14 protein-coding genes, 2 tRNA genes and 1 pseudogene are annotated in these 12,211 nt (G+C 67.2%); 5 read left to right on the forward strand and 12 right to left on the reverse strand.

The genetic code is table 11. The annotated features are described in order from the left end of the window. The first annotated feature begins 552 nt into the window (after window positions 1-552). Entirely contained in the window at window positions 553-768 is a 216-nt protein-coding gene (locus AB0M08_RS16735; protein ID WP_364493448.1) for a hypothetical protein, read from the forward strand. A gap of 47 nt (window positions 769-815) precedes the next feature. Here AB0M08_RS16735 and AB0M08_RS16740 read toward each other — a convergent pair whose 3' ends face one another. The 7 genes from AB0M08_RS16740 to AB0M08_RS16770 form a co-directional block, all read right to left on the reverse strand. Further along, window positions 816-1,610 carry a carbon-nitrogen hydrolase family protein gene (locus AB0M08_RS16740; protein WP_364493450.1) on the reverse strand — a complete coding sequence of 265 codons (795 nt, stop codon included), beginning with the start codon at window positions 1,608-1,610 and terminating at the stop codon, window positions 816-818. 46 nt (window positions 1,611-1,656) lie between these two features. After that, window positions 1,657-2,232 carry a GNAT family N-acetyltransferase gene (locus tag AB0M08_RS16745; protein WP_364493452.1) on the reverse strand — a complete coding sequence of 192 codons (576 nt, stop codon included), beginning with the start codon at window positions 2,230-2,232 and terminating at the stop codon, window positions 1,657-1,659. Between the two features lie 71 nt (window positions 2,233-2,303). Then, the gene (gene clpX, locus AB0M08_RS16750; protein ID WP_364493454.1) at window positions 2,304-3,593 is read right to left on the reverse strand and encodes an ATP-dependent Clp protease ATP-binding subunit ClpX; all 1,290 of its coding nucleotides are present in this window, start codon (window positions 3,591-3,593) and stop codon (window positions 2,304-2,306) included. A gap of 218 nt (window positions 3,594-3,811) precedes the next feature. After that, entirely contained in the window at window positions 3,812-4,468 is a 657-nt protein-coding gene (locus tag AB0M08_RS16755; RefSeq protein ID WP_364493456.1) for an ATP-dependent Clp protease proteolytic subunit, read from the reverse strand. An 11-nt stretch (window positions 4,469-4,479) separates the two neighbouring features. Beyond that, window positions 4,480-5,115, reverse strand: a complete 636-nt coding sequence (locus AB0M08_RS16760) for an ATP-dependent Clp protease proteolytic subunit (RefSeq protein WP_364493458.1) — start codon at window positions 5,113-5,115, stop codon at window positions 4,480-4,482. Between the two features lie 208 nt (window positions 5,116-5,323). Then, entirely contained in the window at window positions 5,324-6,673 is a 1,350-nt protein-coding gene (gene tig / locus AB0M08_RS16765; protein ID WP_364493460.1) for a trigger factor, read from the reverse strand. 41 nt (window positions 6,674-6,714) lie between these two features. After that, window positions 6,715-6,788 (reverse strand) — tRNA-Pro (locus tag AB0M08_RS16770). A gap of 129 nt (window positions 6,789-6,917) precedes the next feature. Between AB0M08_RS16770 and AB0M08_RS16775 the strand changes: the two genes are divergently transcribed. Continuing rightward, window positions 6,918-6,991, forward strand: a tRNA-Gly gene (locus AB0M08_RS16775). A gap of 78 nt (window positions 6,992-7,069) precedes the next feature. Here AB0M08_RS16775 and AB0M08_RS16780 read toward each other — a convergent pair. Then, a pseudogene (locus AB0M08_RS16780) lies at window positions 7,070-7,339 on the reverse strand (tyrosine-type recombinase/integrase); the annotation flags it as partial. Window positions 7,340-7,369: 30 nt separating this feature from the next. Continuing rightward, complete coding sequence (locus AB0M08_RS16785; RefSeq protein ID WP_364493462.1) at window positions 7,370-7,942, reverse strand: hypothetical protein; 573 nt, start codon at window positions 7,940-7,942, stop codon at window positions 7,370-7,372. A gap of 175 nt (window positions 7,943-8,117) precedes the next feature. Here AB0M08_RS16785 and AB0M08_RS16790 point away from each other — a divergent pair, with 175 nt between their 5' ends. Continuing rightward, window positions 8,118-8,663, forward strand: coding sequence for a hypothetical protein (locus AB0M08_RS16790; RefSeq protein ID WP_364493464.1), 546 nt, complete (start codon window positions 8,118-8,120; stop codon window positions 8,661-8,663). A 67-nt stretch (window positions 8,664-8,730) separates the two neighbouring features. On the opposite strand, the gene AB0M08_RS16795 is transcribed toward AB0M08_RS16790, so the two are convergent. The 3 genes from AB0M08_RS16795 to AB0M08_RS16805 all read right to left on the reverse strand — a co-directional run bounded on the left by AB0M08_RS16795 (window position 8,731) and on the right by AB0M08_RS16805 (window position 9,992). After that, entirely contained in the window at window positions 8,731-9,051 is a 321-nt protein-coding gene (locus AB0M08_RS16795) for a UTRA domain-containing protein (protein ID WP_364493466.1), read from the reverse strand. A 417-nt stretch (window positions 9,052-9,468) separates the two neighbouring features. Continuing rightward, window positions 9,469-9,744, reverse strand: coding sequence for a hypothetical protein (locus AB0M08_RS16800; protein WP_364493468.1), 276 nt, complete (start codon window positions 9,742-9,744; stop codon window positions 9,469-9,471). Beyond that, complete coding sequence (locus AB0M08_RS16805) at window positions 9,741-9,992, reverse strand: hypothetical protein (protein WP_364493470.1); 252 nt, start codon at window positions 9,990-9,992, stop codon at window positions 9,741-9,743. Before AB0M08_RS16805 ends, AB0M08_RS16800 begins: the two co-directional genes overlap by 4 nt. Before the next feature lie 358 nt (window positions 9,993-10,350). On the opposite strand from AB0M08_RS16805, the gene AB0M08_RS16810 reads away from it, so the two are divergent. Together AB0M08_RS16810 and AB0M08_RS16815 are read left to right on the forward strand one after the other, a co-directional pair. Next, window positions 10,351-11,568, forward strand: a complete 1,218-nt coding sequence (locus tag AB0M08_RS16810) for a helix-turn-helix transcriptional regulator (RefSeq protein ID WP_364493472.1) — start codon at window positions 10,351-10,353, stop codon at window positions 11,566-11,568. Between the two features lie 48 nt (window positions 11,569-11,616). Continuing rightward, on the forward strand, window positions 11,617-12,069 hold the full coding sequence (locus tag AB0M08_RS16815; protein WP_364493474.1) for an NUDIX hydrolase: 453 nt from the start codon (window positions 11,617-11,619) through the stop codon (window positions 12,067-12,069). Window positions 12,070-12,211 lie beyond the last annotated feature (142 nt).

Consider the following 12,211-nt stretch of genomic DNA (forward strand, 5'->3'; position numbering starts at 1 on the left):
TCTCCAACCCATCCCCAAAGAGATAGGCCGGGGTAATGCCATATTGGCACTGGCTTATCAAGCACCCTGTTGAGTTCTCAAAGAACAACCGCACATCGAATCTAAGCCCCGTTCAGAGGCCCGTCATCAAGGCAACCGTTTGAATCTACCTGGTCGGTTTTCACCGCGCAAAGTCGGAACCTTGCTGGCATCGCCCAAGTGTTTTCCCGCTGCTGCGGGAGTGGCTCATGCAGACCGGCCGACGATCGTTCGAGACGATCAGTCCGCCCGGCTCCTGCTGGCCGGTTCACTCTACCCGGTCGGTGTCGCGTTCGCAAATCCGGTTTCCCGAATGTTTCGTCCGCATCGCCCGGCGCTGAAGTTTAGCGTAACTCTCTCCAGCTGCTTGCGGGGCCCCGATCCGGATTGTCACTTTCGTGTCGTTCCGTACCGCTTTCCCGCTTGCAGAGAGAAAGTTACGGGATCAGCGGCCGCAACCGCAAATCGACGATCATGCGCGGACCACCCGGCGCGGCGGCACACCGTGAATGGAAACCGTGACAGAGTGGCGTCATGAACGCATCCGAGACGCTGGCGGTCGACGCGTTCCTCGGACTGCTGGCGCCGCTCTGGCAACTCGTGATCGGCGTACTTGTGCTGGTAGCGATGGTTGTCGCGGTCGGCAAGCTGCTGTCACGCGGCCCGTCCCGGATGGGCGGTGCGCTTCTTCTGGTGGGCAGCGCGGTGGTCGGTCTGGCCGTCGTCAGCTACCTCGTCCAGACTCTGTGACCCCGGATACATTCCGGTCAGAGCCACCGATCAGACACGGCTGAGAGTCAGAGCCGGCGGTTGGCCAGGCTCGGCAGCTCCTCGCGGATGGTCGCCTGACGCTCCAGGTCCAGATCCGCGATCGCGATCCCCACGGTGTCCGGCGCCTGCGCGAGGACCGTCCCCCACGGGTCGATGATCATGCTGCGGCCGAAACAGGTCCGCCCCGGCTCGTGATCGCCGATCTGCCCGGCCGCGAGCACGAAGCACTGGTTCTCGATCGCCCGGGCGCGCAGCAGCACCTCCCAGTGGTCCCGCCCGGTGTGCAGCATGAACGCCGCGGGCACCACGAGGACCTTCGCGCCGGCGATCGCCAGGCTCCGGTACAGCTCGGGGAAGCGCAGGTCGTAACAGATGCTCAGCCCGACCGGGACGTCGCCGACCGCCGTGACCACGGTCTCCTCCCCCGGAGCCACGGTCCGCGACTCCTGGTACGAGACCCGTCCGGTGAGCTCCACGTCGTACAGGTGAATCTTGCGGTAGGAAGCGGCCAGCGAGCCGTCGGGCCGGAACAGCAACGTGGTGTTGAAGGTCCGCCCCTCATCCGGGCCGGTCTCGTGGAAGGAGCCCGCGTGCACCCAGAGGCCGAGCTCGCGCGCCGCGTCCGCGAAGAAACGGGCGAACTCTCCGTCGGCGGGCTCGGGCTTCGGTGCGTCGGCGGAGCGGCCGAGGAAGTCCACGTACTCCGGGAGCACGGCCAACTCGGCACCACCGGCCGCGGCACGTTCGAGCAGTTCACGGGCGACGGTCAGGTTGTGGGCACGGTCTTCGCGGGAGTTCAGCTGGCAGACGGCGACGCGCATGAATTTCAGGGTACGGCCTTCGTAGCCTCGCGGTTGGACACCACCGTCACCACCCTGCGCTCCCCGGCATCAGCAGGACCTCGGAGCCGACCGGCCGGTAGCCGGCGGCGAGCAGTGCGCGCAGGCTCGCGGCGTTCCCCGGCGCGCACTGCGCCCAGACCGGCCGTGGTCCGGGGATCAGGTGCCGCGCCGCGGTGGCCAGCAGGCGGCCGTGCCCCCGCCCCTGAGCGGACTCCGCTACTTCGAAGGCGACCTCCCAGCGCCCGCCGAGACCGCGGCCGACGGTGAGCATGCCGCCCTCCCCGGTGACCCAGACCCGGACGTCCCGGCGGTAGCGCTGCGCGCGCAGTGCCCGCGGGTGGGAGCTGGTGTCGAGCGGGGTGAGCGCCAGCGGCGGATCGCCCGGGAGCGGGCTCGCCAGCAGGGTCACGTCGAGCGCCCCGGCGTGCAGGCCGAGCCGGTCCTCCAGGGCGCCGAGGAACCGGGGGCCGCTGGGCGCCGCGAAGTCCTCCCCGGCAAGCTTCTCCGCCCAGGGGTACTCGATGTCGGCCGCGACCACGACGTGCCCCGGAAACGCCACCACCGCCGCCCGGTCGGACGACGGTGGTGGTACGACTTCCAACCAGGGCTCCGGAACGAACCGGACGCCGCGCTCGACACCGGCGAGAATGCCCGCCAGGTCGCGAACGCCGATCAGGCGGACTTCTCCTCGCGCTGGTGACGACGGCGGCCGACGAACTCCCGCGGCACGATCGTCGGGTTCACGTTCTCCAGGACCACCTCACGGGTGATCACCACGCGGGCCGCGTCCGGGTTGCTGGGCACCTCGTACATCACCGAGAGGAGGACCTCCTCCATGATGGCGCGGAGGCCACGGGCGCCGGTGCCGCGGAGCATGGCCTGGTCGGCGATCGCCTCCAGGGCACCCGCGTCGAACTCCAGCTCGACGCCGTCGAGCTCGAAGAGACGCTGGTACTGCTTCACGTACGCGTTGCGGGGCTCGGTCAGGATCTGGATCAGCGCCTCGCGGTCCAGGTTGCGGACCGTGGTGATCACTGGGAGACGGCCGATGAACTCGGGGATCAGGCCGAACTTCAGCATGTCCTCGGGCATGACCTTGCTGAAGATGTCGTCGGTGTTCCGCTCCGAGACCGCACGGAGACGGGCACCGAAGCCGACGCCGCTCTGGCCCACGCGCTGCTCGATGATCCGGTCCAGGCCCGCGAAGGCGCCACCGACGATGAAGAGCACGTTGGTGGTGTCGATCTGGATGAACTCCTGGTGCGGGTGCTTCCGGCCGCCCTGCGGCGGCACGTTCGCGACCGTGCCCTCCAGGATCTTGAGCAGGGCCTGCTGTACGCCCTCGCCGGAGACGTCCCGGGTGATCGACGGGTTCTCGCTCTTGCGGGCGATCTTGTCGACCTCGTCGATGTAGATGATGCCCTGCTCGGCGCGCTTGACGTCGTAGTCCGCCGCCTGGATCAGCTTGAGCAGGATGTTCTCGACGTCCTCGCCGACGTAGCCGGCCTCGGTGAGCGCCGTGGCGTCCGCGATCGCAAACGGCACGTTGAGCATCCGGGCCAGGGTCTGCGCCAGGTGGGTCTTACCGCACCCGGTGGGGCCGATGAGCATGATGTTGGACTTGGCCACCTCGACGTCACTGCCGTTGCCGGGGGCGCTGCTCGATTCGGCCTGGATCCGCTTGTAGTGGTTGTAGACCGCGACGGAGAGGGCCTTCTTCGCCTGTTCCTGGCCCACCACGTAGTTGTCCAGGAACTGGCAGATCTCCATCGGCTTGGGAAGCTCTTCCCACTTCACCTCGCCGGTCTCGGCCAGCTCCTCCTCGATGATCTCGTTACAGAGATCGATGCACTCGTCGCAGATGTAGACCCCAGGGCCCGCGATGAGCTTCTTGACCTGCTTCTGCGACTTCCCACAGAAGGAGCACTTGAGTAGGTCGCCACCGTCACCGATCCGTGCCACCTACGTTCTCCTTGCGCTCAACGACTGACCACTGGCCGGTCCATGTCCGAGGACGGATTGCCTCGTTGCCATCTCATCGTCTGCCGACCCGCGTAACTGAGGCTGCTGGCTCGACGTTACCCGCAATGGGGCTGTTCTCCGACCCCCCAAAACGGGCGTGTCAGGGACCGGCCAGTCTAGCCCGCACCGGCCCGGCCCCTGACATCACGTGCACGTCGTCAGACGCCGGCCGTCTGGAGGCTCTTCTTACGGCTGACCAGAACGGTGTCGACCAGCCCGTACTCCTTGGTCTCGTCCGCCGTCATGATCTTGTCGCGGTCGATGTCCTTCTTGACCTTCTCGACCGACTGGCCGGAGTGCCGGGCCAGCATCTCCTCGAGCTGGGTCCGCATCCGCATGATCTCGCGCGCCTGGATCTCGATGTCCGAGCCCTGACCGTAACCACCCTCGGTGGCCGGCTGGTGGATGATGATCCGCGAGTGCGGGAGCGCCATCCGCTTACCCGGCGTGCCGGCCGCGAGCAGCACGGCGGCCGCGCTGGCCGCCTGGCCCAGGCAGACCGTGCTGATGTCCGGACGGACGTACTGCATGGTGTCGTAGATGGCCGTCATCGCGGTGAAGGAGCCACCGGGCGAGTTGATGTACATGGTGATGTCGCGGTCCGGGTCCGTGCTCTCCAGGGTGAGCAGCTGGGCCATCACGTCGTTCGCCGACGCGTCGTCCACCTGCACGCCGAGGAAGATGATCCGGTCCTCGAACATCTTGTTGTACGGGTTCGACTCCTTGATGCCCCACGAGGTGCGCTCGGAGAACGAGGGCAGCACGTAGCGGTTGTGCACCGGAGCGAACCCGGGAGGCATGGAAAGGTCGGTCATGGTTCAGCTCCTCAGTTCAGCGTTCCGGCACCGTCCGGGACCTGGACGGCCCCGGTGATCACCTTGTCGATGAAGCCATACTCCTGGGCCGCGGCGGCGGTGAACCAGCGGTCCCGGTCGAAGTCGGCGGCGATCTGCTCCGGGGTCTGACCGGTGTGGAACGCGATCCGCTCCTGGAACATACGCTTGGTGTACAGCATCTGCTCCGCCTGGATGGCGATGTCGGCGGCGGTGCCGCCCATGCCACCGGACGGCTGGTGCATCATGATCCGCGCGTGGGGCAGAGCGTACCGCTTGCCCGGCGTACCGGCGCAGAGCAGGAACTGACCCATCGACGCGGCCATGCCCATCCCGACGGTCGACACGTCGTTGTCGATGAACTGCATCGTGTCGTAGATGGCCATACCCGAGTAGACAGAGCCACCCGGCGAGTTGATCCACAGGTGGATGTCCCGCTCCGGGTCCTCGGCGGAGAGCAGCAGCAGCTGGGCACAGATACGGTTCGCGACCGCATCGGTCACCTCGCTGCCGAGGAAGATGATCCGCTCACGCAGCAGGCGGTTGAAGACCGAATCGTCGAGATTGCCGCTCAGGGCGGCGCCGCCGCGCCGCAGCACGGGCCCGGCAGGGGTGTGGAGATCGGTCATGGCAGCCCTTCACAGCTTGCTGTGTCGGCCGAGGGATCCGGCCGGCAGGTTGTCCGTCGTACGACCAACCTAACTGGTCGGATGCGCATCAGCTTCCCGCTCGGGCAGGTGTTCGCTGACAGCGCACCGGGCTCCCGCCGTACCCGGAAACAACGCGACCACCGCGCGCCGTGAGCGGTGCGCGGTGGTCGCGGGAAGACTGCCTCGATCAGTGGTTGTGACCGGCGTGCTCGTCCTCGCTGGCGGCCCGGAGGTCGTCCAGGGTGAGGACGTTGCCCTCGGAGTCCTTCATCGTGACCTGCTCCATCACCGAGGCCAGCGCCTTGCCCCGGCGCACGTCGCCGAAGACGGCAGCCGCGGCACCCGAGCGGACCAGCTGGTCGTAGTACTGCTGAGGCTGCATCTGAGCGCGCTGCGCCCGGTGCACGATCTCGTGGCCGAACTCGTCGTCGGTGACCTGGACGTCCTCGGCGTCGGCGACCGTGTCGAGCAGCAGCTGGATCCGGACACCCTCCTGGGCGGCCTCGGTCAGCTCCTGGTCGATCTGCTCCTCGGTCTTCTCCTCGGAGGCGAGGTAGTCGGCCAGGGTGGCGCCGATCCGCTCGAGCTGGTCGGTCATGGCCTGCTTGCGGCCCTCGACCTCGTCCTTGACGACGCCCTCCGGAGCGGGGATCTCGGCGGCCTCGACGAGCTGCTTGAGGGCCTCGTCGCGGGCGGCGTAGATCTGCTCGACCTTCTTCACCTTGGCGAGCCGCTCGCGCAGGTCGCCGCGCAGCTCCTCCAGGGTGTCGAACTCGCTCGCCAGCTGGGCGAACTCGTCGTCGATCTCGGGCAGCTGCTTGTCCTTGACCGTGTTCACCACGACCTTGACGTCGGCGTCGCGGCCCGCGAAGTCGCCACCCACCAGCTGGGTGGTGAAGGTGGTCTCGTCACCGGCGGAGAGGCCGACCAGCACCTCGTCCAGCCCGGGGAGCAGCTGCTTGCTGCCGACCTCGTGCGAAATGTTCTTGGCCGAACCGCCCGGAACCTCTTCGCCGTCGACGGTGGCGTTCAGGTCGAGCTGAACGTAGTCGCCCTCCGCAGCGGCGCGCTCCACGGTCTTCAGCGTCGCGAACCGCTCCCGCAGGCCGTTGATCTGCTCGTCGATCTCGCTGTCGCCGATCGCGACGGCCGGGACCTCGACGGTGACCGTGGCCAGCTCCGGGACGGTGATCTCCGGGCGGACGTCGACCTCGGCCGTGAACTTCAGCGGCGCGTTGTCGGCGAACTCGGTGATCTCCACCTCGGGACGGCCGAGCGTCTTGACGTCGTGCTCCTGGACCGCGGCGAGGATCTGCTGCGGGATCGCCTCCTGGACGGCCTCGTTGAGGACCGCGCCGCGGCCGACGCGCTGGTCGATGACAGCGGCCGGCACCTTGCCCTTTCGGAAGCCCGGCACCTGAACCTGCGCGCCGATCTCCCGGTACGCCTTCTGCAGGCTCGGCTTGAGCTCCTCGAACGGCACCTCGATGGCGAGCTTCACCCTGGTCGGGCTCAGAGTCTCGACGGTGCTCTTCACAGGCGTACTCCTTGTTGCTGCTGCGGAATAGTTGGTATCAGTCGGGGTGGCGGGATTTGAACCCACGGCCCCTCGCTCCCAAAGCGAGTGCGCTACCAAGCTGCGCCACACCCCGTGGCGTCGGCCAGTGTATGCGGTCTGCTTACCCGCGTGTGCGCTGGAGTCACCTGCTGGGGAATCCGGTTCGCGCGGACGGGAGTTGATTCAGTAAGCTGTAGCCGAGTCCCGGGCCAACCGGGGCCGCGCGGGCGTAGCTCAATGGTAGAGCCTCAGTCTTCCAAACTGATTACGCGAGTTCGATTCTCGTCGCCCGCTCCACCACGAAGGCCCTGGTCAGGGGTTACTCCTCCGACCAGGACCTTCGTCGTTCACCCGCCCGGATGATCTTGCGGGCCATTAGCTCTTCTCGGCCTTCCGGCCCTTGCTCTTCTTCTTGCCCTTCGACTTCTCACCGGCCTTCGCGATCCGCCGATCCATCGCCGACGCGATCTCGCGGTCCCGTTCGCTCGTCGCGTGCTGGTAGATCAGCGCCGCCCGCATCGACGCGTGGCCCATCCGGTGCATCAACCCCCGGGTACTCGCGCCCGACGACGCCGCCAGGGTGTTGCCGGCGTGCCGGACATCGTGGAAGTGGAAGTCCCCCAGGCCCAGGTCGGCCACCGTCTCGCGCCAAGCCGTCGCTCCGCCGAAGAACTTTCACCGCAGCAACTGGCCCTTGGAACCGGTGAACACCAGCGATTCCGGGCTCACGCCGACGAACTCGGCCATATGCTCGGTCAATGCGTTGACGGCGGCGGCCGGCAGCGCCATGACGCGTACCCCGGCCGCGGACTTCGGCGGGCCGAACTCGACCCGGCCGTTCAGGACCGCAAGCTTGCGCGCCACCCGCACGATCCCGGCCTCCAGGTCCAGGTCGCAGCGCGGCCACTCGCCCCAGCGCAACCCGGACAAGGCCGCCGTCACGATCAGCGCCCGGAACCGGGACGGCATCGCGCCTGCGAGGGCGAAGACCTGGGCTACGGTCGCGGCCGGTCGCTCCGGAGTGTGGTAACGGTCATAGCCCGGGATCCGGCACGGGTTCTGCCGAATGATCTCATCCTCCCGGATCGCCGTGTTGAAGACCGCCCGCAGCAACGCGTACGCCTTCACCGCCTGCGGCTCCGGGGTGCCGCCGTCGAGCAGCTTGCGGCGCCACGCCCGGATCGTGGTCGGCAGGACCGCGCCCAGCGCCATCCGGCCCAGGTGAGGATCGATGTGCAGGGTGAACAAGGTACTCGTAGCCCTGCCGGGAGCGCGGGGCGAGCTTGCGTTCGGCGATCCAGCCGCAGCCGTACTCGGCGCAATACCCAATGAAGACACCCGGATCGACGCTTCGCCTTCTAGGCGCAAGTTTCAGGCCGGAAAGAAGTAGCGCGCGTGCACCGGCTGGCGGACCCTGGTCGCCGTGACGACGACTCCGAGCTTGCAGCCTCCGTACGGCCTCGCCCTCAGCCACGCTTGGCTTTGGGCAAAGGCCTGCGAGGTTCCAGCAGCGCGTCTACTCGGCGACGGCAGCGGACTTCCGGATGCGCTCCTCCTGCTGGTTGCTCTGCGGAACGTCCGGCGGGCTGCCGAGCTGGCCGCCACATCGCTCACGAATCCGGAGGCACAGCGACGCCTCACCGATGCGCTGGCTGAGTTCGATGCGGCATTGCCGGGATTGAAGCCTGCCCGCGACGTCATCGAGCACCTGGACCAGTACGCCATCGGTACCGGACACGAGCAGAAGGCCCTGCAAGCCGCGAGGCCCAGCCTTACCCGGGCGGAACTCGCAGCTCAGTACGCAGTTCGACTTGAGGGCACCTACGACGAACCGATCGTGCAAGTCGGTCCGTACGCGATTGAAGCGGTCAAGGTGCCTGGTACAGCCGGGCGACTATTCGAAGCCATCGGGGCCGCCGCAGATGCAGAGGAGGGACGCCAAACCAGGCAGGAAACCCGGCAGTCATGACAGCGGGTAGGAGTCCTCGATCTCGTGCCGACTCCCAGGCATGACAATCAGCGAGGTCATGATCGCTTCACCGGTGGGACTGGTTGGCCGTGATGACGACGCTGAGGACGGCTTCGTCGGCGGGTACGTCCAGGGCGCCGGCCTCCACGTCGTCGACGCGCCTGGCAGTGAGTCGCTCGGTCGCGTAGTCGGCGCGCGGCTTCTTCCGGCTCGTGATGTGGTCCAGGAGGCTTCCTGAGGTCGGGGCCGGCTTGATCACGTCAGTCCCGACAGCGATGTCGACCGGGACGAACGTCGAGATCAGGTCGATCGGGCCGGACGGCGAGGTGGTACGCCGACACCGCTCGTAGACCGGAGTCCCCTCCGGAATCCCCAGCGCAGCCGACACCCACGGCACGGCCAGAACCGGGCCGACGTGCAGGATCTCTGTCTCGGCCGTCTCGGCCGTCTCGGCCGTCTCGTCCAGGTCGATCGCGTCGCGCGCGTACTGCGGCCGGCCGCAGTACGAAGCTGCCCTTGCCCTGCTGGGACTCGATCCAGCCGTCCTGCTTCAGGATCCCGAGCGCCTTCAGCACCGTCGGGCGGGACACGTCGAACTCGTTGCACAGTTGACTCTCAGACGGCTAGCCGGAGCCGGGAGCATAGGCCCCGTCCTCGATGCGGCCACGGAGCGCGTTCAGGACGCGCAGGTATTTCGGCGTCGGAATCTCGTACGCCATCGGGATCCACCCATCGGGCTCAGCTTGAGATCACAGCATGCCAATACAGGACCATAAGGCCTGTAAGAACGACTGAACAAGATGGGTCAGCCCGTTGGGTCCTCGACACCCGTCGACGCCTGCAACCAGCCGGACCACGCCTTGGGTGTCCCGACCTCTTCCGGTCGTGAGGCACCCGGCCAGCGCCGCGGGAGGCAGCCGTACCGGCCGAAGACCCGCAACGCGACTCGGCGGAGCGAGCACGGGTCCTCCTCGCCACAGACCGCGCAGATGCCGTCCGCGCTCGGCGCCACATGCCGGTCGAGCTGGGCTTGCGCGAAGTCCAGTTGCTCACGGACCCCACCGGAGATGAAGACGCTCATCGGTTGCGCTCCTTGTTTCCGCCGGGGTGGGACTGGTAGCGGCGCAGCCCGGCGTGCTGGACGTAGATTTCTCGGCGCTCGATCGCTTCACCCGCGCTGTTCAGCGAGTAGCCCTGAAGCCAGGCCCAGCCCTCGTAGGTCGGCTTGCTCCCGACCGAGATCACGCGGAACAGCAGCCGGCGCGTATCGGCGAACTGCACCGACGCCTTGCCGTCGACGATCACGACATCCCCGGGACGCGGAATCACGGGTCCTCCCCCACCACACCGATTGGGAAGACGCCGAGGCGGGCGGGCATCAGAGCCGCACCCGCCCCGGTGCCGGCTCATGAGGCCGTCGCCACCAAGTGGCCACGCCCACCGCAATCCATGCAGGAGCGGCGGGCGGTCACCCGCGAATCCCGGCACGTCTGCGCCACCATCCGCAGCGCAGTCCGGTGGGTCGTGTACTTCCAGCCCACACCAGCGCACGAGCGGCAGGCAGCGGCCGGGGCGGAAGGGCTGAGAACGGTCATGGAGACAGGCTGTGGCCAAAACTGCCCCAGAACCCGGAAAATCATTCCGGGGTCGCCGATCTCCATACGGGGAGGGTCAGCGGATGCACGGCATGACCATGAAGTTGACGATTGGCGAGCGAGTCGCCTGGTACCGCCGCCGGCGCGGCCTGTCTCAGGAAGTGCTCGCCGGCCTGATCGGCCGCACCGCGGACTGGCTCGGGAAGATCGAGAACAACCGCATCGAGCTTGACCGCCTGTCGGTGATCAAGTCGCTCGCTGATGTCCTGGACGTGTCGCTCGGCGATCTCCTCGCCGAGCCGTCGCTGGTCGAGTGGACGACGGACAGCGGGATGGAGACGGTGCCGGCTCTGCGTACCGCGCTTATGGAGTACCGGACTATCACCGCGCTCGGCGCTCAAGACGAGGGTTCCGTTCCACCGGACCTGGATGATCTCCGGAAGGAGACCGAGAAGCTCTGGAACGCGTACCAGGCGTCGCGCTTCGGGTTCGTCACCGGCCGACTCCCTGGGCTGCTCCGCCAAGCACAGGCCGCCGCCGACGAGTTGGAGGGCCGTGAGCAGGAGGATGCCCGGAGTCTGCTCGGCCTCACCTATCAATTGGCGGCGACTCAGCTCACCAAGCTCGGCGAGACCGATCTCGCGTGGATCGCGGCCGACCGTGGTCTCACGGTTGTCCGGCCGACGGGAGACCCGACGATCACCGGGTCGCTGTTCCGTTCAGTCAGCCACGCGCTCTTGTCTACCGGGCGCTACCAGGACGCGGTGCGGCTAACCACCGACGCCGCCGACTACCTGGACAAGCACCTCACCGACGCCGGGCCGGAGCTGCTGTCTGTCTACGGGACGTTGTTGCTCGGCGGTTCGGTCGCCGCAGCCAGAGCGAACGACGCCGGCACAGCGCGGACCTTCCTCGCCGCCGCCGACGAGGCCGCGGGCCGGCTCGGAGGGGATGCCAACCACCTGTGGACAGCTTTCGGACCGACGAACGTCGCGATCCACCGAGTTGCCACAGCCGGTGAACTCGGAAACGTCCAGGTGGCGATCGACCTCGGACCACGGGTGAACACCGCCGGCCTTCCGATGGAACGGCGAGTCCGTCACGCCCTGGAGGTGTCCCGGGCCTACGGCGCCTGGAACCGCCAGGACGAAGCCCTATCTGCTCTCCTGGACGCCGAGCAGATGGCCCCAGAGCAGGTTCGGCACCACTACCTCGGTCGCCAGCTCGTACTTACCTGGATCAGACAGCAGCGCGGCAAGCCGTCCTCGGAGCTTGTCGGCCTTGCACGCCGTCTCCGCGTGCTCGACTGATCCGCTCGCTTTACCCTGCTCGATGTGACGACATCCGAGACTCCCCCGATGGCCACTCCGCGCGTCGCCGCCGGCGCTCTCTTCTTCGACGACGCCGGCCGTGTTCTGGTCGTCAAGCCTTCATACAAGGATGGTTGGGACATCCCGGGCGGCTATGTCGAGCCCGGGGAGTCACCACGAACAGCCTGCGTTCGGGAGATTCGGGAAGAACTCGGCCTGTCGACCGCCGTGGGCAGCCACCTGGTAGTCGACTGGGCACCAGCCCCGGGCGAGGGCGACAAGGTGCTCTTTATCTTCGACGCCGGAGTCCTACCCGAAAGCGAACGCGATCAGATCAAATTCCGCGACGGCGAGTTGACCGAGTGGCGTTTCATCGCTGACGACGACCTAGACGAACTCATGCCTGCCCGCCTAGCGCGACGGATCCGCACCGCCCTCGCGGCGCAGAGGCGCGGCATTCCGGTTTACGCCGAGCACGGAAGCGCACCACAGGCGCTGTAACCAGCACTGCACCGCGCGGATCCGCAACAGGCCGGGCAGCCATTCTTTGATCCGATATAAATCATGCTTCGACCAGGCGACTCTCAATCAGGCGCGCCAGTATCAACGATGTCGCAGACGACGCGCCTAAAACTTAGATATA

The organism is Actinoplanes sp. NPDC051851, assembly GCF_040681165.1.
Classification (GTDB): Bacteria; Actinomycetota; Actinomycetes; order Mycobacteriales; family Micromonosporaceae; genus Actinoplanes.

Coding starts and splice junctions, on each gene's coding strand:
- AB0M08_RS16810 (WP_364493472.1), top strand. CDS start 10,351: ATGACCATGAAGTTGACGATTGGCGAGCGAGTCGCCTGGTACCGCCGC.
- AB0M08_RS16760 (WP_364493458.1), bottom strand. CDS start 5,115: ATGACCGATCTCCACACCCCTGCCGGGCCCGTGCTGCGGCGCGGCGGC.
- AB0M08_RS16800 (WP_364493468.1), bottom strand. CDS start 9,744: ATGAGCGTCTTCATCTCCGGTGGGGTCCGTGAGCAACTGGACTTCGCG.
- AB0M08_RS16755 (WP_364493456.1), bottom strand. CDS start 4,468: ATGACCGACCTTTCCATGCCTCCCGGGTTCGCTCCGGTGCACAACCGC.
- AB0M08_RS16740 (WP_364493450.1), bottom strand. CDS start 1,610: ATGCGCGTCGCCGTCTGCCAGCTGAACTCCCGCGAAGACCGTGCCCAC.
- AB0M08_RS16815 (WP_364493474.1), top strand. CDS start 11,617: ATGGCCACTCCGCGCGTCGCCGCCGGCGCTCTCTTCTTCGACGACGCC.
- AB0M08_RS16735 (WP_364493448.1), top strand. CDS start 553: ATGAACGCATCCGAGACGCTGGCGGTCGACGCGTTCCTCGGACTGCTG.